Genomic DNA, 18477 nt, shown 5'->3' with positions numbered 1-18477 from the left:
CGCGACTCATGAGTGCTCGGTTATATGCGGGCCAATTGGTTGTGCGATAGATTTTGTGTGTAGGCTTCTTCATTTGAAAATTATATCGCTGAAAAAGCCTTTACAGATAGGTTTGTGCAACAAAGCCGATTTAATGCCAAGAATGTTTTGAATTCTTCGTATTCTTCCTGAGTCCAATAAACAAGACAGTATTTAGTAAATAATGGGGTTTCACATATTGTATACATTGCTTGTATTTATACTACCTTGTAGTAATTTATTCTATACGACTATGTAGTATTTTTAAGTATTAATTTTGAGTTTTTTGTTTTTAGTTCTTACATAATTCCAAAGCTAAAATTAGATGTAACTTATTGCTTTTTTTATTGAAATTTACTTCAGACACTAAAAAATCTTGTGTTTTCACATAAATTTCACTATCTGAGAACTATTTTAGGTGGAAAGTAATAGTTGAAAGTTTCTAAATTCTTAAAATACAGGGGTATAATTAAATGGCTATAGAATTTGTTTCCAAATCAAAGTTACCTACTGCATTTGGCGATTTTGAAATTATAGCATTTCAAGACCAAAGTACTGGTGAAGAACATATTGCTCTTGCCAAAGGCATGGGTACTATTTCTAATCAACCTGTACTCGTTAGAATTCATTCAGAGTGCTTAACTGGTGACGCTTTTGGATCACTCAAATGTGATTGTGGCCCCCAATTACATTCAACCATGAAAATGATTAATGATGCAGGTCAAGGTGTGATCTTATACTTGCGCCAAGAAGGTCGCGGCATAGGACTAACCAATAAAATTCGAGCTTACGCCCTTCAAGACCAAGGACATGATACTCTTGACGCCAATTTATTATTAAATTTACCAGCAGATGCTCGTAAATATGATATGTGTACCATTATGTTAGATTATTTAAAAATAAAGAATGTAAAACTCATTACAAATAATCCCCTTAAAATTAAATCTTTAACTGATTTAGGAATTAATGTTGTTGAACGTATTCCTTTAAAAGTTGGTTTAAATATCTTTAACAAAGCTTATCTTGAAACAAAGCAAAAACGCATGTCACATCTATATGATAATAGTGATTTTTAAAAAGCGATCACTTTTAGAAAAATATCCACGTATAAAGTTCCATCTCCCTTTCGGGAGAAGGACAAGATAAAATATTGTTTTATATTCAATTATGGTTTTAAAGAATACCTATCAAAGAAGCTGGCTTATTCTTTATTTTCTCTCAGGATTTGCGAAAAAACTGTGACTTTTTCTAAAGTCGCATTCATTCCCTTATTAAAAAAAGTATCGACGAGCGCTGAGCCAATGATAATAAGATCTACTTTATTGGCTAGTGCTTTAACATGGCTTTCATTTTTGATCCCAAAACCAATTGCAACAGGAATATTAAAAATCGGCTTAATTTCAGTTATCTTTTTCTCAAGATTAGATAGATTGAAGTCTCCTCCTGTTAATCCATTTTCTGCAACATGATATAAAAACCCTGTCGCGCGCGCTGAAATTTGCTCTAACCTTTCAACTGGGGTCGTCGGCGCGGTCATTGCAATTAAATGCATATTTTTTTCATTTAACTGCACTTCAAAGTTTTCTCGATATCCATATGGAGCATCTAAAATCAATATTCCATCTATAAGATTTTCTGTTTCGGCGATAAGTGTCTCAAAACCATATTGCATAATCGGATTTAAATAAGTCATGAAAATTATTGGTGTCTGGTCATCATGCAGCCTGATTACTTTTACCAACTCAATGGTCTGTTTTACCGTTAGACCTGCATCTAAAGCCCGAAGATGCGCTGCCTGAATGATCTCTCCATCTGCCACTGGATCAGAAAATGGAATACCCACTTCAATAATGTCAGCCCCTGCTTGACCCAATTGGCTTAACAGACGACAACTTTCTGTAAAATTAGGATCTCCAGCAGTAAAGTAACAGACCAAACCGCTTCGATTTTCCAGTTTCAATTGCTCTAATTTTTGATCTAGACGGTTCATGCTGTAGCTCCTGCAAGATATTTTTTGACCGTGTTTAAGTCTTTGTCTCCTCTGCCACTTAAATTGACAATAATGATCTGTTCTGGCTGCATCTCTTGAGCAAGTTGAATCGCATATGCAATTGCATGAGAACTCTCAAGCGCAGGAATAATACCCTCCTGTTGACTTAAAAGCTGAAAGGCATTTACAGCCTCTTGATCGGTGATCGCCGTGTATGTCACACGTCCTGTTTCAAACAGAATGCCATGCTCTGGACCAACACCAGGATAATCCAATCCAGCTGATACAGAGTGCCCTTCTAAAATCTGCCCATCTAAGTCTTGTAATAAATAGGTTAAATTGCCATGCAGCACACCGACCTGACCTTTGCAAATAGAGGCGGCATGTTCATCGCTATTTATTCCTTTTCCACCTGCCTCAACGCCAAACATTTTGACATTCAGGTCTTCTAGAAAAGGATACATCAACCCTAATGCATTTGATCCCCCACCAACGCAAGCAACTAGAGCATCAGGCAGTCTATTTTCTTTCAGGAGTATTTGGTTTCTGGCTTCTAAACCAATAATTTTCTGAAACTCTCTGACCATCGTCGGATATGGATGAGGGCCTGCGCCAGTACCCAACAGGTAATAGGTCGTATCAACATGGCTGATCCAGTCACGTAATGCTTCGTTCATGGCATCTTTTAAAGTCCCACGACCTTTTTGAACACTTCTGACTTCAGCACCGAGTAATTTCATGCGTTCAACATTCATTTGTTGGCGCTGAATGTCTGTTTCTCCCATAAAAATGGTACATTTCATCTTAAACAGCGCGCAAACCGTTGCTGTTGCAACACCATGTTGCCCAGCACCCGTTTCTGCAATGATTCTGGTTTTACCCATAAATTTGGCTAATAAGATTTGCCCTACACAATTATTGATCTTATGCGCACCCGTATGGTTCAAATCTTCTCGCTTGAAATATATTCGAGCGCCGCCTGCATAAGCTGTTAGGTTTTTTGCATAAAAAAGAGGACTAGGACGACCAACAAAGTCCGTTAAAATCTGCTGATATTCAGCCCAAAATTCAGGTTTGTGCCGAACAGTATTAAAGGCTTGCTCTAATTCTTGAAGTGCTGGCATTACGCTCTCTGGCATGTAACATCCGCCAAATTTACCAAAAAATCCCAAGTCATCAGGACCATTACCTGTATAAGGGGTTGTCATCTCATATCTCTTTTACTATCAAAACTTGTTTGATCTTAAAATATTTTCATTTTGATGATAATTGATATATTTTGAGCTTAAGGTGTTAGAAAATTTTACAACATGAAACGCAGAACATTACCTCCTCTTAATGCTTTAAAAGCATTCGAGGCTGTCGCTAGAAATAAAAGTTTCAGCTTAGCTGCCGAAGAATTATGTGTAACCCATAGTGCGATTAGCCATCAAATAAAGCAGTTAGAAGAATGGTTGGATAAAAAATTGTTTATTCGACATTCCTCGACCATCTCTCTGACGGCGGATGCCGAAGAATTATCGCTCGTTTGTATGGAGCTTTTTAATCGTTTAGAACAATGCGTCTTTGAGTTAACAAATAAAACTTCAGAAGTAGAAGTTGTCATAGGCGCTTCTCATAGTTTTATGGCAAATTGGCTGATTCCTCGATTAGAAAAGCTCGAAGTCATTTATCCCAATATCCATATCAAATTAATGACATGTAATGACTTAAAATTGTTAGAAAAAGAGAAAGTTGACATATTTATCAATAGCGTCAGTGAGCATCATCTACTTCCCAACTTTTTGAATAAATATCTGTTATTTCCCGATAACATGGGTCCTATTTGTAATCGTGAAATAAATCTTCTTCATTCCGTAAATGATCTTTTAAACTATCCATTACTTCATACCCACTCAAATAAAAGTGCATGGCATACATGGTTTGATCAGTTTCAAATAAGCTTTTCCCCAAAATCCAATGACCGTTATTTTGATAGTCTGAATTTAATGATAGAAGCTGCAGTGTCTGGGTTAGGAATTGCCATAGCACCTCAAATTCTAGTAGAAAAAGAAATGTTAAATGGAAAGATCATTGCCCCTTTTGGTTTTATCTATTGTGACTATAATTTTTATGCAATGGTCAGAAAAAATAACGAAAATCGTGATGTTATGAATATCATTGATTGGTTAATGGCCGAAGAAAAAAGTTAAACATTTAATCTTTGATTTGAAAAATTCTATTCAATTGCTCATCTATAACGTCTATTTCACATTCTGTTCACGCTGTGCTGCCTAAGGTATAAACATACACTTCATACGGACACTGATGATGAGACTTGTAAAAACACTAATTGCTACAGCCTTATCCTTGCCGCTTCTGTTGTTAGCCGGATGTAAAAGTATTCCCAGTTATTCAGCCGATTACGCCCAATCCAGAAACAGTATTCAGGGGATAGCGCTGGATCAGGCTAAAGCTCAGGATATCGGCCTCCGCTTTACCTCAGCCTTTAATACCTTGGGCACACCAGAATTTGTGGAAAGAGCTGGATCGCTGTATGCCGACCAGCTGTTTATTAACGATACCCTATCGCAATTTTCATCCCGTCAAAATCTGCTGGAGCACTTTCAAGGCATGAACAAACGGGTCAGCAAGGTCAGCGTCAAGCTGTTAAACGCTTCTTATCATCAGGACTCTGCCTACGTGCACTGGCATATGACCTATGATTTTAAAATGTTCGGCACGACCCGCAGTATGGACTCTTACGGTATCAGTGAAATCAAGATTAACGAAAACAACAAGATTATTTTCCAGCAGGATTTCTGGGACCCTGCGAATGGCCTGTACCGTTCACTGCCTTATGTTGGAGGGGTCTACTCATGGCTACTGCCTTTCAAAAAATAGCGATTAGCACAGCGTTAGTGATGGGATGTAGCTTCTGTCCATGGGCACAGGCACAAAGCCTGAATCAATGCGGCAATGGTCCGCTGATGGTGGGTAAAAAACAGGTCGGTATGGCCAGTTATTTTGCACAAAACTGTAGCCAGTCCTGGGAAAAACAAAATATACAGATGGACTTTTCCTATACCCAGAATATTCCGGATTGGGCATTTAAACGTGCGGCCACACATTTACTGAAACGTAATGTTAAAGACGCAAAAATACATGCTCTATTCAACCCATTCACTGATTTGTATCGTCCGGTCAGATCAGGCGACCTGTACCGTTTAAAATACAACCACGCTACACAGACCCTGAGCTTATCCTTGAACCAGCAAAGTTTAGGACAGCTTAAACATCCTCTGGCACAACAATATTTTAATATATGGCTGGGTCCCCAGCCATTTAGTGCTAAATTAAAACAGCAATTATTAAATTAGTGTCTGCCGCTATGTCGAAACATTTTATCCTGATGGTTGAAGACCATTATGAACTGGCCTCTACCCTATGCGAGTTTCTTGAAGAACATGGCTTTGTGGTCGATCATGCCCGCAATCTGAGTGCTGCTAGACAATTACTGAAACAGCAACGCTACCATATCTTGCTACTAGACATTAATTTGCCTGATGGTTCTGGTTATGAATTGTGCGAGTGGTTACGCAATGAAGAGGGGTTGGACTTACCTGTCTTGATGCTTACCGCTCGGGATACCTTGGATGACAAACTTAAAGGCTTCAATTCCGGCACGGATGATTATCTGGTCAAGCCCTTTGACTTTAACGAGCTAGTGGTTCGGGTCAAGGCCCTGATCAAACGTTCCCTGGGTGAAGTATCTAGCAGTCGTCTGCAAATTCATGACCTAATTTTGGACCCCGCAACACAACAGCTAACTCGAGCTGGGCAGAACATTGAATTGCCTCCGATTCAGTTTAAACTTTTGAAGCTACTAATGCGACATTCTCCTAAAGTACTGACCAAACAGGAAATTATGATGCAGCTTTGGGGTGACGAAGAGCCAGAAAGTGATGCTCTGCGCAGTCATATCTATAATTTACGCAAAATGGTCGATAAACCCTTTGAACAAAAGCTGATTCACACCATATCTGGGATTGGTTTAAAGATTGCTTTCGAAGATGAAGCCTAATTTAGGTACACAACAACAATCAGTCCAGTGGTCATTGCTAGATCAACATTCTGATGAGTGTCAAGATAATATTGCCTGTCAAACAGCTCCACACGCCAACCTAGCTGTTTGCATAGCTTTTGCACCAATTGCAATCCAATACCATGCCCTTTGATTTCCAGTTGTAGCTGCTGACCAGACAGTTCCTGAACTTTAGAATTGTTAGGTAAAGGCATGCCGACTCCATTGTCAGCAATCAGTACTTTATTTTTTTCCAGAATCACATCAATTTCTGTGCCCTGTGAATAGTTCAGCGCATTGCGCAGAATATTGCCAAACACCATTTTGGTCATGGATGGATAAAGTTTACGCGGCTGTTCATCGAGGTCTTTTTGCAGGTCTATCTGCATGCCTTTGTTATGACTGACACTCTCCAGATCCTGCACCAGATTGTCCAGACATTCTGAAAGCATGGTCGGTTCAGCAGTTAAAGTGTTGGTGGTATTGCGGGCAATGGCCAGCAAGGTATCGACCAGCAGCTGCATGTCTTCAATGGTGTTATGCAGGCGGGTAAAGGACTTGTTGTCGCCATAGCGTGCCTGACACAGCTGCACATTGCCTTTTAAAATGGTCAGTGGCGTGCGTAGCTCATGGCTGACATCTCCGGTAAATTCACGCTCACGCTGAATAAATTCGCTTAATACCTGATGATATTTTTCCAGCGCCTGCTTGAGGTATTCAGCTTCCAGATTAGAGTCGGTGCGGATGTCCTGAAATGGCGAAGCCTGATTTTTCTGATGTTCCCAGTCGATATATTCCAGCGCATTGGCCAGACGGGTAATCGGGGAAAAATAGCGCCGGGCCCGACGGTTCCACCACCACAGCACACTATATAGCACAAACAGGCTGACCATCAGCGGTGCCAGACCAAACAGCCACACCAGCTTGTTGACGTTGCTTTCGCCAAACACCAGCAGCACATGCTGTCCGTCTTTTTCACCATACACGGTCATGCGCTCCTTGCCATCGACAAAATGCCGATTCACCCCTTGCTCAAGTGACATATTCTTAAATTGGGAGGGTGGCACGGTGTTCCAGCGGTAACCATACAGGTTTTTGGTATCGGGCAATTCTGCAGCAGGATTACGTTCTAATCGCTGCCAGTAGTGTGACATTTCCTGTTCTAGCGCCGTTCTGAGCAAAGAACCTTTAATCACCCAGGCACTGAAGCCAATCCCAATCACCACAGACAAGGCAATGAATCCGATTTGCAGCCAGTAATAGCGGTTAAACACCTCACCCAGAGGATGATCGTGTTTGTCCCTGAACAGCTTTAACATTGGTGCATTCCCCACTACCCCATCCGATTCGCCATTCAATTATACGGTTTTCTTTTTAAACAGAAAGTGACCGATCACCCACTCGCGTCCATGCTCATAACCGAACAGCTCGGCACAGGCCATAAAGAAAATCCGCCAGCGTTGCCACCAGATGGCAGCATCCGCGCCATAAGTTTGTTCAAATAAGGGCTTTAGCTCGGCCTGTTTAGCATCCATATTTTCTAGCCAAGCATTTGCGGTACGTTCATACTGCGTGCCCGCCCATTGCCAGTGCTGTTCTAGCTGTAAATGCTGCTGAAAATGTAGGAAAGTTGAGGCTGCTGGCATCAAACCACCACTAAAGAAATATTGCGACATCCAGTCAAACTCATTTTTGACTTCAAAAGGATAATGCAAGAAACGATGACAGAAAATATGACACCACAATAAGCCATTTGGTTTGAGCCAAATACTGATATTTTCAAATAGTTTCTGGTAGTTGCGCACATGTTCAAACATTTCCACCGAAACCACGCGGTCAAAGGACGCGGGTTCCAGTTGCAGCACATTGACGTCGCAGGTGATCACCGTCAGGTTCTGCAGTTTTTTCAGACGCGCCTGTTCCTGAATATACAGGCGCTGGGTCGAGGAATTCGACACCACCGTAATGCGGGCCTTGGGATAATGCTCGGCCATATACAGACTCAACGATCCCCAGCCACAGCCAATTTCCAGAATATCCTGTCCATCTTTTAACTGTGCACGCTGGCAATAGCTGGCCAGTGCGGCTTCTTCCGCCTGATCCAGGGTGGTATGAGTATGTTCAAACAGGCTAGCGCTGTATTTCAGACGCTTGCCCAGCACCGCCTGGAAAAATGCGGTGGGCAGTTCATAGTGCTGTTCATTCGCCTTGTCAGTCTCGATGGCAATCTCGCTATTTTTCAGCATATGCAGCACATCCATATAGCGCCGAGCTGCCAGTGCCGGGTCAAAGCGTCCTTCTTGTGCCAGACGTTTTTTGCTTAGGCTGCGAATGCCCGCGCGAATCACAGAATCGGGCAGCTTGCCGCTTTCGACCAGTTTTAAAGATTGTTGAATCATAAAGTCCATGTATTTACCTACTATTTGGGTGGCCACGGAATAAACATTGAAGTTCGTCGTTGATAGTCTTTATAGTTGTCGCCGCGATGTGCCAGCGCCTGTTGTTCACTAAAGGGAATCCCGGTGATGTAGTACAGAAACAGCCACATCAGCAGCGGATAAATCCATAATCCATAGGCACCTGCTGCCAGACCAAGGACCGGATAGGCAAACCAGTGCAGCCATTCAAAGAAATAATTCGGATGGCGCGAATATTTCCACAAACCCTGATCCATGGTTTTACCTTGATTCTGTGGATCTAGCTTAAAACGGTAAAGTTGCTGGTCAGCGGTACTCTCACCGATCAGCGCCAGCAACATGATCATGCCCGCCACAATCACAGTGACCAAAGTCCAGTCATTCCATTGCTCGGTCGAGATACTTAACAACTTCAGCATTGGGTAAGAAAACAGTAGAGCCAAACCTGCCTGAAATATAAAAAACATTAGAAAACCAAGATGCTGATAATCCCCCATCGCTCGGCGCATGTTGGCATAACGCGTGTCTTCTTGAGTTTCACTGGCATAGCGCCGTAACAGATGCCAAGTCAGCCGTGAAAACCAGATCCCACTCGCCAGTCCCAGAAATAAGCGAACCAACATCGGTGCACTGTCAATCGCCCAAGCGGCAATAATCACATTGAGGGTAATACTGAAACTCCAAGCGACATCGACCAGCCCTGCTCTGTGGTTATAGGTCACCAACACCCAGCTACAGAGCATGATAAAGACATTCAGCATCAGTAAATTCAGCAGCATTTCGGCACTCCTGTTTTATCTTGGCTTAGTAGGCACTGGCTTCGAACAGCAGATGTACATCACTGATCACGCCTTCGCGGAAGCCACCTTCGCAATAACACAGATAAAAATCCCACATGCGGATAAAACGCTCATCAAAACCAAGCCCAAGTACCTGATCATGCTGCTGCAAGAAACGCTGACGCCAACAGTACAAGGTCTGAGCATAGCTCTGGCCGATATCTTCCAAATGTTTGAGTCGCAGTTTTTGTTCGGAAGCGGTCTGGGTCATGACACTGATACAGGGAATAAAACTGCCCGGGAAAATATAGCGCTTGATAAAGTCCACGGTATTCAGGGCTTTGGCATAGCGTGCATCTTCAATGGTGATGGCCTGAATCAGGGCCAGACCATTCGGCTTGAGGAGCTCGCGGCATTTTCGGAAATAAGTTGGTAAATACTGCTCACCTACGGCCTCGATCATTTCAATCGACACCAGCTTGTCGTATTTGCCTTCCAGTAAGCGGTAATCTTTCAGCTGCACAGTCACACGATGTGACAGTCCGGCTGCAGCGACCCGGGCCACGGCTTCATCATACTGTGCTCTGGAAATGGTAATGGTGGTGACCTTGCAGCCATACTGCTGCGCGGCATAAATGGCAAAACCGCCCCAGCCGCTGCCAATTTCGACCAAATGATCCATCGGTTTGAGTTGCAGTTTCTGGCAGATCAGCTCTTTTTTATAATCCGAAGCCTGTTCCAGGCTCATGCCCGGCTCTTTAAACACCGCACTAGAATACATCATGCTGTAATCCAGGAACAGCTTGAAAAAGTCATTGCTCAGGTCATAATGCTCGGCAATATTTTTGCGGCTGCCATCAATCGAATTCTTGCGCGATTTATACCAGACCTTTAACAGTAACTGGCTGGCTTTAGCCACTGCATTCTGATTCATCTGGTCCAGCACATCGCGGTTACGTGCCAAAATGCGGATCACATCGACCAGATCTTCACTGCTCCAGTAGCCACGGATAAAACCTTCGGCAGCACCCAGTACACCATTACGGAACAGCAGATCCATCAGACGGACATCATGCACCTGTATCACCGCCTGTAAATCGCTATTTTCCCCGACAGCCCCGTTCCAGACGCCTTTAAAAATCAGCTGACCATGGCGTAATTTCAGCAGGTGGCGCAGTACCACCGGCAGTGTGCTTTGCTCTCCCATGAATAGTGTCTTCATCGCAATGTGTTTCCTTTTTCTTTTTTAGGATGTCGGTAAAATGGAATTTTCTTTTTCCATAAACGAAAGGCGTGCAGATAAATTCCGCTGACCATCCTGAAGGGTTCAAGAACTTTCAGTACAGCATAGCGATGCTGCTGTGAAGGAACCGTGATGGCCTGCAAGGAAAATTTCAGGGTGGCATCGAATTGCAAGATTCCCTGCTCAAACAGCTGCATATAAATCACGTTCTGCCGATCCGAAAAGCTGAAGCGCCAGCGATAATCCAACCCCATTGGCATGAACGGCGACACATGAAAGGCCTTTTTAAAGTCAAACTGGTGACTCTGGTACGGCGCATGTTCGTCTGCATTGTTTCGGCAGTCGTGAATGTAGACCTGTCGTTCATTCCACGGTGTGTTGGTGATTTCACTCAGCACAAAGAGCAACTGGTCGGTCGCACTAAAGACCATATAAAACACTACGGAATTGAAACGAAAGCCGAGTGTGCGCGGTAAAGCCAGCACCCGGATGGAAGCGGCATGCGGTAACAGATAGTTTTCCCGCTTGATCAGCAGGCGTGCAATCTTCTGCCGAATCGAGCCACATTCCATAGTCAGAAAATCGAGCTCATCTAGGGTCAGGAAATTCCAGCGGTTAGATGACCACAGCCAGGATTTTCGGGTAAACGTCGCGAGTTGATCTGGATCAAACCACAGATAGCTCAGCTGGGTTTTAAAAGCATGGGCTTGGGGCAAATAACGACGATGCCGGATTTCAGCAGTGGCTATCGCCAGTGGATACATCTGCATCATGCGCTCCTAAGCTGCCTGTTCAGCCTGTTTTAATAACTGATCGATTACCCATGATGCGCTACGCGCCCCATCCTCATGAAAGCCCCAGCCCCAGTAAGCGCCACAATATGAGGTGCGGTTTTGGCCGTTGACCTCGGCCCAGCGTTGCTGTGCTTCAATCGCCGGGGCATCAAACACCGGATGACGGTAATGTCGTTCTACCCAGACTTTTTTTGGATTCAGGGCAAAATTAGGATTCAGGGTGGCAAAGACCTGGGTTTTGCAGTTCAGGTTCTGCAACTGGTTCATCCAGTAGCTAAAGCCATAATGTGTGCCACTGTGTTGGAATGGCGTCTGTTCAGTGACCTGAGTCGGCGTGACGTGTACATGCCAGCTGGCCCACTGGCGACGGGATTTGGGCATGATAGAGGTATCGGAATGTACCACCATGCGGTTATCCTGATAGCGGAACTTGCCTAGCACGTCCAGCTCCTGCGCGGTTGGGTCTTTCAGCAGTTTTAGGCTGTCATCGGCGTGGCTGGCGAAAATCACCCAGTCAAAACGCTCGCTGCCCTGTTGGGTTTCAATCAGTACATCATTGGCACTGCGAGACACCTGATGCACAGCAGTTTTACGAAGCGTGATATTGCACTGGGCCTGAATGGCACGGACGTAGCGAGCTGATCCACCCTTGACCGTCAGCCATAAAGGACGGTCTTTGAGCTGCAACATGCGATGATGCTGGAAAAAGCTCACCACAAACTTATACGGAATCTGTCCGGCCTGTTCCACTGGGCAGGACCACAGCGCCCCGCACATCGGATAGAGATGTTCCTGACGGAAGGCTTCGGAATAGCCATGCCGATCCAGATACTCATCTATACTGAGCTGTGCATCGACATGCTCGACATCCAGATCTTTATTGACGGCATAGAAGCGGAACAGATCCGACAACATCGCGCGAAAATCTGCATTAAAAAAGTTTTGAGGTCGGAACAATAACGAGAATTTTTTTGAAGGATTGTACTGTAAGCCAGTGACCTGATTATTCACCGAAAAGCCCATGTCACTGCTTTGCGATTGAATGCCAAGTTCTTTTAGCATGGCGCAGAACAGCGGATAGTTATGCTCATTAAAGACAATAAAGCCACTGTCCACCGCAACCTGTTCACCATCGATATTCAGCTGATGGGTATCGGTATGACCACCAAAGTAGTTATTCTTTTCAAAGACTGTGACTTCATGCGCTTTGCTGAGTTTCCAGGCAGCATACAGACCGGAAATACCTGAACCAATAATTGCAATTTTCATGGTGATTCCTTTGAATGAATAGTCGGAGTGCAGGTCTTGGCAGCTTATTTCTGTTTTCGAGCCCGGGCAATTTTACTGACGTCATAGACACGTGCCGGAATGGGCTTGAGTCCCCAGACCAGCCCGAACAAAGACATGAGTTTCAGCAGGTAATAGGTCACATCAATCTGCCACCAGTAAAAACCCTGCCGGGTACTGCCGGCATAATAATGGTGATTGTTGTGCCAGCCTTCGCCCAAGGTAATGATCGACAGGAATAAATTGTTGCGGCTGTGATCATCCGTGTCAAAATCTCGGCTGCCATAATGATGCGCCAGTGAATTGATACACAAGGTGGCATGGATCAGTAACACGGTAGACACGACAAAGCCCCACACTAGCAATTGCAGGCCTGATGTACCAAGTTGCGGCCAGGTGATGGCCACCCACTCCCCGAGTGCATAAATTCCTCCCGCGGTCAGCAGCACCACAATTAAACTGAAGCGGTCCAGCCAGATCAGTTCCGGATATTTCAGCCAGTCCTTGATCACTTCTTTACGCGTGGCAAAATTATATTCATTTAAAAACCAGCCGACATGGCTGTACCAAAAACCATGTGTTGAGGAGTGTGGATCTTGTAGTGTATCGGTATAGCGGTGGTGATAACGGTGATGGGCCGCCCACCATAGCGGACCACGCTGTGCACTCATAGTTCCAATTAACACAAACAGGAATTGCACCGGACGCGAAGTCTGAAAAGTTTTATGTGACAGATAGCGATGAAAAAAGGCCGTAATGGAAAACATGCGGATTAGGTAGAATGCGAGCATGAAACCCAGTGCAAACCATGACACTCCCACCCAGAACACGGCGAGACAGGCTAGATGTAATAGAATAAAGGGTAAAATCCTCAGCCACTGAATCTTGCTGTTTTCAGCCGTCAGTGTTTCGGGCGCTGTGGGTGTAGACCAGCTGTCTATCCATCGCATCAGACTTTTCAACATGGACTCATCCTATTTTCAAGCGATTGTCTTTATTCTATTTGATGAGTGTAATCAGTCAGATATGAATTTTATGTGAAGTGAGATAAAAAAAAAGCTGAACTGTAGAAAGACTAAGGAGTTAGGGAAAAGGGTAACAGATTAATGCGGCAATTTGATCAGTTTTGTGATGTCATAACCATAATATTTTGCTGTATCCAGATAAGACTGATAGGTGGCTTGATCCAGTTGCGGTTCACGTGACAAAATCCATAGGTATTTATTACTTGGGCCCCCCACGAGCGCCACTTTATATTCCGGGTCTACTCGTAATACCCAGTAATGCCCTTTGGTAAACGGAATCCATCTTAAACCTGGCGGCAAAAAGCTGACCTTCAGTTTGCTGTTGCCCTGATTTTGCGGATAGGCCACCCCTTCAGAGCTGATCATTTTACCATTTTCAATTCGGCAGCTATTTAAGACGCCCATAGTCTGATCGGCATTGACAGTGTAGTGTGCCGAGATATTCGATACGCATTTACGCTGAAAATACATCGGTAAATGCGCAATTTCATACCATTTACCAGCATACTGCTGGATATCAACCTGATTGACTGCCCGAGGGTTAACCGTTTCAGCTCGAGCAGTAAAGCTTAAGCTAATGATGGCTAACGCTGTAACTGCAAAAACCGACTTGAATAGCATCTTCATTTTTAATCCTTGTTTGATTTTGGTATTAACATAACCCAGCTGGATGTGAACAAAGCGTGAATATTAGATGTTGCGATTCAGTTTTTGTTGAGATGCCATTCGCTTATCCGCTAAACAATAATTAAGTCTTCAACATCAGAAAATTCAGGTTATCAGGAATTACACCGATCGAAAATAAACTTCCTGATTTTTTCCTTAATTTAAGCAGCCAAACCAGACTGGTTATTTCAAAGCCATTCTTTGCTATCATCGGCAACAGGTGTGCCATGCATCACATGCTGAATCATGGCATAGGCGATACTGCCCTTGAACGGAATCTCGGGTAACTGATCAAACTTAAAAAACTGCGCATCGCTGAGTTCATTTTCCTGAATCTGGATGTCCCCTGCATGATATTCCGCCTTGAAAGCCATCATCAGGTTGCTGGGAAACGGCCATGGCTGGCTGGCCAGATATTGAATATTTTTGATCTGCAGCCCCACTTCTTCAAGCGTTTCACGGCGGACTGCCTCTTCCAGGGTTTCCCCGACTTCAACAAAGCCGGCAATCAGGCTGTACATCTGGGTTTTGTTGCGAGCATTTTTTGCCAGCAGAATTTCATCTACACCCCGGGTAATGATGGTAATTACACAAGGATTCACCCGCGGATACTGGTTATAGCCACAGGATGGACAGACCATGGCATACTGGCTGGCGTGCTGCTGGGTGGCGTGACCGCATTTACTGCAAAAGCGATGATTACGGCGCCATTCTAGCAACTGTACCGCACGGCTGGCCTGTTCAAACTGCGGTCTGCTCCAGACTTGCACCAGTTGCCGGATCGGAACCAATTGATAACCTTTAGGCACTGGTTCGTCTTCTTTAAGATCACGTGCAATGATCTTGCCATTTTCCGAGAGGTCTAGATCATGCTGCAATCTTGCTACCTGTGGCAACTGAAAATGCTCATCCACTAGTAATTGTTGCTGTCTAAAAATATATGCTTTTGAATGCATGCTCATGACATCCACTGATTAAAAAAAATCCCATACATAGGAGTGTATGGGACAAAACTAAGGAAGCTTACATGGAGTAACTTCTAAGCAGATACTAGGTGCAAGCTGCCTGAATTACAACCATAATAATTTGTATCTTTTTGATTAAAATCACATAATTTTCACACCACCTATGCATTAAGGAATGATGCAATGTGAATTTCATCAATGGGCTGTAGCATTACAGAGATGGACAGTCTTTTATTGCAGCAATCATGATTCCTGTGCAATGTATGCAATCCAAGACGATCATTTAGCCGTGTTGAATTGGCTCAACATGTGGGGTGATTTTTATTTTCACAAAAAATTGAACTGCCTAGATTTACACTTCGCTATCTTTGATCAGGTCTGGAGTGGCTATGCGTTTTGGTTTAATTTTGGGTGACCAGCTTCATCATCAGCTTGCTACGCTAAAAGCGCTGGATCGTACCCAGGATGTAATCCTAATGGCGGAAGTTGTGGAGGAAGCCACGTATGTTGCCCACCATCCACAGAAAATTGCCCTGATTTTTAGCGCCATGCGTCATTTTGCCAAAGAGCTCAAGGCCGAGGGCTGGCGTGTACGTTACCATGCTTTTCAGTCCGGCAGTCCGATTCGTAGCCTACTGGATTTTGTGCAGGAACAGCAACAGCTATTCCCTGTCACAGAACTGGTCATGACCCAATGCGGAGAATACTGCTTGCAGCAGCAGATTGAACAGCACTGGAGCCAGCAGCTGCAACTGCCGGTACAGTACCTGAATGATGAGCGTTTTTTCTGCAGTCCGGAGCAGTTCCGGTACTGGGCCAGCCGTTACCAGACGCTGCGCATGGAATATTTTTATCGGGAAATGCGCAAGCAGACCGGCTACTTGATGCAGGGACAGCAGCCGCTTGGACAACAGTGGAACTATGACAGTGCCAATCGCAAGGCCTGGTCAGGCAGTCCGCCATTGCCTCCAACACTTCATTTTGAACGGGATCAGATTGATCTGGATGTACTGGAACTGGTTGAACGCGAGTTTTCCCATCACTCTGGCAGTCTTGCCGATTTTCACTGGGCCACCACGCGCAGCAATGCCCTGCTTGCATTGGAGCATTTCATTGCCCACAGTTTGCCGCATTTTGGAGATTATCAGGATGCAATGGTTCAGGGTGCAGACATGCTGTTTCACAGCCTGCTCTCGCCTTATCTAAATTGTGGTCTGTTACTGCCCAAAGAAGTCTGTGATGCGGCAGAAGCTGCCTACTATGACGGTCATGCACCACTGAATGCAGTGGAAGGTTTTATCAGGCAGATCCTCGGCTGGCGCGAATATGTTCGCGGAATTTACTGGCTGTACATGCCGGAGTATGCCAGCCGCAATGCGCTACAGTACTCAACCCCGTTGCCACAATTTTACTGGACTGGCCGCACTCAGATGAACTGCATGGCTGAGTGTTTCCGTAATACTTTTCAGCATGCGTATGCACATCATATTCAGCGTTTGATGGTGACTGGAAATTTTGCCTTATTAACTGGTGTAGACCCGCAGCAGATCAGCGAGTGGTATCTGGCAGTCTATGCCGATGCCTATGAATGGGTAGAGCTACCGAACACCTTGGGCATGGTAATGCATGCCGATGGCGGCTTGATGGCCAGCAAACCCTATGCGGCTTCGGGCAATTACATCCATAAGATGTCGGATTACTGCAAACACTGTAGCTACAATGTCAAAACCCGTACCGAGCCAGACAGCTGTCCGTTCAACAGCCTGTACTGGTATTTCATGATCCGGCATGAAGCGATATTCCGTACCCATCCACGTATGGCCATGATCTATCGGCAGCTGGACAAATTGAAAGATCGGCAGCAGATCATCAGCCATGCCCAGCAGCTTCTTAGCCGGATCAATGAGTTATAAACGATGAAAAAACAGCATCTCCCTGAAAAAATATGTATTCACTGCTTGCGCCCTTTTACTTGGCGCAAAAAATGGCACCGTTGCTGGGAGAAAGTACGATACTGTTCTGAACGATGTAAACGTGAGTCCAGACATTTATCAAAATCAAACACTTAGAAACGCCTGTATTGGCGTGAACAATAGGCCCGTATCACATCAGGTGAACGCAGCTGCAGATGTTTGGTTTTTCGGCCAGTCACGCGTGCACGCCACATTTTAAAGCTACTGTGTTTCAAATTTTGCCGCATCAAGCGAATCACCGCCGCTTCATTTAAACCATACTCACATAAAATAGCTTCAAAAGGAGTTCGATCTTCCCAAGCCATTTCTATAATTCTGGATAAGTCCTCTTCAGAAAATTGATTCATACCATTCTCGTTTTTAATCATCACGAAGCGTTAATAAGCTTTATCGACTTTAATCTGACTAAAAGAATAACAATACAATCATGAATTTTTTGTGATTTTTCTGTAGTTTAGGGACTCAGCACGACTAAAAGGGCTAGTTAAACTAGCCCTGTTAAGTCTTAGTTACCTCTATAAGTCGAATATCCATAAGGACTTAAAAGGGCTTTGTTGCACAAAGATTTGAAATGCAAAGCGCCCCTAATTGAGCCAAATTTAAGGCGTAACTTGGGTAAGTGGTCGACCTAATTCCGTAAATCTGTTGAGGACTGCTACACGTGCATGAATTTCATTCACTTGGCTATCAAAACTCCTTGCACTGAGTTTATCCCCCAATAATTTGATGCAATGCATCTTAGTTTCGACCAAACTTCGGCAATGATAGCCGGACCATTTTTTCCATAGTGTCCTGCCTGAGAAGCACTGCTTCGCAAGATTAACAGTACGAAGTAATTCATTTCGCTCTAGCGAGCTACTCTTTGTATCTTTCCATGGTTTCGCATTTTTTCTAGGTGGAATTACTGCATACACTTGCCGATCTGCAATGACCTGACGACATTGTTTGGTGTCATAAGCTCCATCGGTATAAACAGAGTCAATCTGCTCGTCTTGTGGAATCTGATCGAGTAAATCACCAAGCACTTGTGAATCACTCACATTATTTGTAGTGAGTTGAATAGCGCGTATTTGAAGGGTTTCAGCATCTATACCAATATGAAGTTTACGCCATTGGCGACGATATTCAGGTCCATGTTTCTTGCGTTTCCATTCGCCCTCACCTAGAAACTTCATGCCTGTAGAGTCTATGAGTAGATGCAGCCCATCGCTACTTTTTTGGTAGCTAATCGCAATATCAATATGTTTTTGTCTTCTA

The 18477-nt window shown here is 44.2% G+C and carries 20 protein-coding genes; 7 read left to right on the top strand and 13 right to left on the bottom strand.

From position 1 onward, the window contains the following. The first annotated feature begins 491 nt into the window (after window positions 1-491). A complete protein-coding gene (gene ribA, locus FTT85_RS15930; protein WP_004976959.1) occupies window positions 492-1094 on the top strand; it encodes a GTP cyclohydrolase II in 603 nt (200 codons plus the stop codon). Window positions 1095-1219: 125 nt separating this feature from the next. On the opposite strand, the gene trpA is transcribed toward ribA, so the two are convergent. Both trpA and trpB read right to left on the bottom strand, forming a co-directional pair. Beyond that, window positions 1220-2008, bottom strand: coding sequence for a tryptophan synthase subunit alpha (trpA, locus tag FTT85_RS15925; RefSeq protein WP_087549551.1), 789 nt, complete (start codon window positions 2006-2008; stop codon window positions 1220-1222). Beyond that, window positions 2005-3216, bottom strand: a complete 1212-nt coding sequence (trpB, locus tag FTT85_RS15920) for a tryptophan synthase subunit beta (protein ID WP_180183946.1) — start codon at window positions 3214-3216, stop codon at window positions 2005-2007. The genes trpA and trpB overlap by 4 nt, the downstream gene beginning before the upstream one ends. A gap of 102 nt (window positions 3217-3318) precedes the next feature. Here trpB and FTT85_RS15915 point away from each other — a divergent pair, with 102 nt between their 5' ends. The 4 genes from FTT85_RS15915 (at window position 3319) to FTT85_RS15900 (ending at window position 6071) form a co-directional block, all read left to right on the top strand. Continuing rightward, window positions 3319-4200, top strand: a complete 882-nt coding sequence (locus tag FTT85_RS15915; RefSeq protein WP_180183945.1) for a LysR family transcriptional regulator — start codon at window positions 3319-3321, stop codon at window positions 4198-4200. A gap of 118 nt (window positions 4201-4318) precedes the next feature. Then, window positions 4319-4891: a nuclear transport factor 2 family protein gene (locus FTT85_RS15910; protein WP_180183948.1), complete on the top strand. Its 573-nt coding sequence runs from the start codon at window positions 4319-4321 to the stop codon at window positions 4889-4891. Then, window positions 4867-5367 (top strand): chalcone isomerase family protein, encoded by a 501-nt coding sequence (locus FTT85_RS15905; protein WP_180183944.1) that lies wholly within the window; start codon window positions 4867-4869, stop codon window positions 5365-5367. The genes FTT85_RS15910 and FTT85_RS15905 overlap by 25 nt, the downstream gene beginning before the upstream one ends. Window positions 5368-5378: 11 nt before the next feature. Then, on the top strand, window positions 5379-6071 hold the full coding sequence (locus FTT85_RS15900) for a response regulator transcription factor (RefSeq protein WP_005177281.1): 693 nt from the start codon (window positions 5379-5381) through the stop codon (window positions 6069-6071). Here FTT85_RS15900 and FTT85_RS15895 read toward each other — a convergent pair. The 9 genes from FTT85_RS15895 to nudC form a co-directional block, all read right to left on the bottom strand. Then, the gene (locus tag FTT85_RS15895; RefSeq protein ID WP_373886899.1) at window positions 6068-7390 is read right to left on the bottom strand and encodes a sensor histidine kinase; all 1323 of its coding nucleotides are present in this window, start codon (window positions 7388-7390) and stop codon (window positions 6068-6070) included. The two genes, FTT85_RS15900 and FTT85_RS15895, sit on opposite strands and share 4 nt — an antisense overlap. 39 nt (window positions 7391-7429) lie before the next feature. Continuing rightward, window positions 7430-8479: a cyclopropane-fatty-acyl-phospholipid synthase family protein gene (locus FTT85_RS15890; RefSeq protein ID WP_180183943.1), complete on the bottom strand. Its 1050-nt coding sequence runs from the start codon at window positions 8477-8479 to the stop codon at window positions 7430-7432. A gap of 11 nt (window positions 8480-8490) precedes the next feature. After that, window positions 8491-9267 (bottom strand): DUF1295 domain-containing protein, encoded by a 777-nt coding sequence (locus FTT85_RS15885; protein ID WP_180183942.1) that lies wholly within the window; start codon window positions 9265-9267, stop codon window positions 8491-8493. 25 nt (window positions 9268-9292) lie between these two features. Further along, window positions 9293-10489 (bottom strand): cyclopropane-fatty-acyl-phospholipid synthase family protein, encoded by a 1197-nt coding sequence (locus tag FTT85_RS15880; protein ID WP_136143611.1) that lies wholly within the window; start codon window positions 10487-10489, stop codon window positions 9293-9295. After that, entirely contained in the window at window positions 10486-11280 is a 795-nt protein-coding gene (locus FTT85_RS15875) for a DUF1365 domain-containing protein (protein WP_104851845.1), read from the bottom strand. Before FTT85_RS15875 ends, FTT85_RS15880 begins: the two co-directional genes overlap by 4 nt. 9 nt (window positions 11281-11289) lie before the next feature. Beyond that, the gene (locus FTT85_RS15870; protein WP_180183941.1) at window positions 11290-12573 is read right to left on the bottom strand and encodes an NAD(P)/FAD-dependent oxidoreductase; all 1284 of its coding nucleotides are present in this window, start codon (window positions 12571-12573) and stop codon (window positions 11290-11292) included. A gap of 44 nt (window positions 12574-12617) precedes the next feature. Continuing rightward, window positions 12618-13556 (bottom strand): acyl-CoA desaturase, encoded by a 939-nt coding sequence (locus FTT85_RS15865; protein ID WP_180183940.1) that lies wholly within the window; start codon window positions 13554-13556, stop codon window positions 12618-12620. A gap of 138 nt (window positions 13557-13694) precedes the next feature. Continuing rightward, a complete protein-coding gene (locus FTT85_RS15860) occupies window positions 13695-14243 on the bottom strand; it encodes a lipocalin family protein (RefSeq protein ID WP_180183939.1) in 549 nt (182 codons plus the stop codon). Between the two features lie 227 nt (window positions 14244-14470). Continuing rightward, on the bottom strand, window positions 14471-15244 hold the full coding sequence (nudC, locus tag FTT85_RS15855) for an NAD(+) diphosphatase (RefSeq protein ID WP_180183938.1): 774 nt from the start codon (window positions 15242-15244) through the stop codon (window positions 14471-14473). Between the two features lie 392 nt (window positions 15245-15636). Between nudC and FTT85_RS15850 the strand changes: the two genes are divergently transcribed. Both FTT85_RS15850 and FTT85_RS15845 read left to right on the top strand, forming a co-directional pair. After that, window positions 15637-17160, top strand: a complete 1524-nt coding sequence (locus tag FTT85_RS15850) for a cryptochrome/photolyase family protein (RefSeq protein WP_180183937.1) — start codon at window positions 15637-15639, stop codon at window positions 17158-17160. Between the two features lie 3 nt (window positions 17161-17163). After that, a complete protein-coding gene (locus tag FTT85_RS15845) occupies window positions 17164-17316 on the top strand; it encodes a DUF2256 domain-containing protein (RefSeq protein ID WP_180153288.1) in 153 nt (50 codons plus the stop codon). Here the strand turns inward: FTT85_RS15845 and FTT85_RS15840 are convergent. After that, window positions 17313-17567, bottom strand: coding sequence for a TIGR03643 family protein (locus tag FTT85_RS15840; protein WP_180102715.1), 255 nt, complete (start codon window positions 17565-17567; stop codon window positions 17313-17315). The two genes, FTT85_RS15845 and FTT85_RS15840, sit on opposite strands and share 4 nt — an antisense overlap. 252 nt (window positions 17568-17819) lie before the next feature. Further along, window positions 17820-18477: IS5 family transposase (locus tag FTT85_RS15835; RefSeq protein WP_180183936.1), on the bottom strand; the 658-nt coding region annotated here is incomplete at its 5' end.

Origin of the sequence: Acinetobacter sp. YH01020 (assembly GCF_013420275.1) — a bacterium.
Taxonomy (GTDB): Bacteria; Pseudomonadota; Gammaproteobacteria; order Pseudomonadales; family Moraxellaceae; genus Acinetobacter; species Acinetobacter amyesii.
Note: the sequence above shows the minus strand (reverse complement) of the source record. Positions and strands in the feature narration are given on the sequence as shown.

What these genes read in the sequence shown, in the direction of transcription:
- FTT85_RS15875 (WP_104851845.1), bottom strand. Translation starts at nt 11,280, where the DNA reads ATGCAGATGTATCCACTGGCGATAGCCACTGCTGAAATCCGGCATCGT.
- FTT85_RS15885 (WP_180183942.1), bottom strand. Translation starts at nt 9,267, where the DNA reads ATGCTGCTGAATTTACTGATGCTGAATGTCTTTATCATGCTCTGTAGC.
- ribA (WP_004976959.1), top strand. Translation starts at nt 492, where the DNA reads ATGGCTATAGAATTTGTTTCCAAATCAAAGTTACCTACTGCATTTGGC.
- FTT85_RS15840 (WP_180102715.1), bottom strand. Translation starts at nt 17,567, where the DNA reads ATGAATCAATTTTCTGAAGAGGACTTATCCAGAATTATAGAAATGGCT.
- trpB (WP_180183946.1), bottom strand. Translation starts at nt 3,216, where the DNA reads ATGACAACCCCTTATACAGGTAATGGTCCTGATGACTTGGGATTTTTT.
- FTT85_RS15850 (WP_180183937.1), top strand. Translation starts at nt 15,637, where the DNA reads ATGCGTTTTGGTTTAATTTTGGGTGACCAGCTTCATCATCAGCTTGCT.
- trpA (WP_087549551.1), bottom strand. Translation starts at nt 2,008, where the DNA reads ATGAACCGTCTAGATCAAAAATTAGAGCAATTGAAACTGGAAAATCGA.
- FTT85_RS15860 (WP_180183939.1), bottom strand. Translation starts at nt 14,243, where the DNA reads ATGAAGATGCTATTCAAGTCGGTTTTTGCAGTTACAGCGTTAGCCATC.
- FTT85_RS15900 (WP_005177281.1), top strand. Translation starts at nt 5,379, where the DNA reads ATGTCGAAACATTTTATCCTGATGGTTGAAGACCATTATGAACTGGCC.
- nudC (WP_180183938.1), bottom strand. Translation starts at nt 15,244, where the DNA reads ATGAGCATGCATTCAAAAGCATATATTTTTAGACAGCAACAATTACTA.
- FTT85_RS15890 (WP_180183943.1), bottom strand. Translation starts at nt 8,479, where the DNA reads ATGGACTTTATGATTCAACAATCTTTAAAACTGGTCGAAAGCGGCAAG.
- FTT85_RS15910 (WP_180183948.1), top strand. Translation starts at nt 4,319, where the DNA reads ATGAGACTTGTAAAAACACTAATTGCTACAGCCTTATCCTTGCCGCTT.
- FTT85_RS15845 (WP_180153288.1), top strand. Translation starts at nt 17,164, where the DNA reads ATGAAAAAACAGCATCTCCCTGAAAAAATATGTATTCACTGCTTGCGC.
- FTT85_RS15905 (WP_180183944.1), top strand. Translation starts at nt 4,867, where the DNA reads ATGGCTACTGCCTTTCAAAAAATAGCGATTAGCACAGCGTTAGTGATG.
- FTT85_RS15915 (WP_180183945.1), top strand. Translation starts at nt 3,319, where the DNA reads ATGAAACGCAGAACATTACCTCCTCTTAATGCTTTAAAAGCATTCGAG.
- FTT85_RS15870 (WP_180183941.1), bottom strand. Translation starts at nt 12,573, where the DNA reads ATGAAAATTGCAATTATTGGTTCAGGTATTTCCGGTCTGTATGCTGCC.
- FTT85_RS15880 (WP_136143611.1), bottom strand. Translation starts at nt 10,489, where the DNA reads ATGAAGACACTATTCATGGGAGAGCAAAGCACACTGCCGGTGGTACTG.
- FTT85_RS15865 (WP_180183940.1), bottom strand. Translation starts at nt 13,556, where the DNA reads ATGTTGAAAAGTCTGATGCGATGGATAGACAGCTGGTCTACACCCACA.
- FTT85_RS15895 (WP_373886899.1), bottom strand. Translation starts at nt 7,390, where the DNA reads ATGTTAAAGCTGTTCAGGGACAAACACGATCATCCTCTGGGTGAGGTG.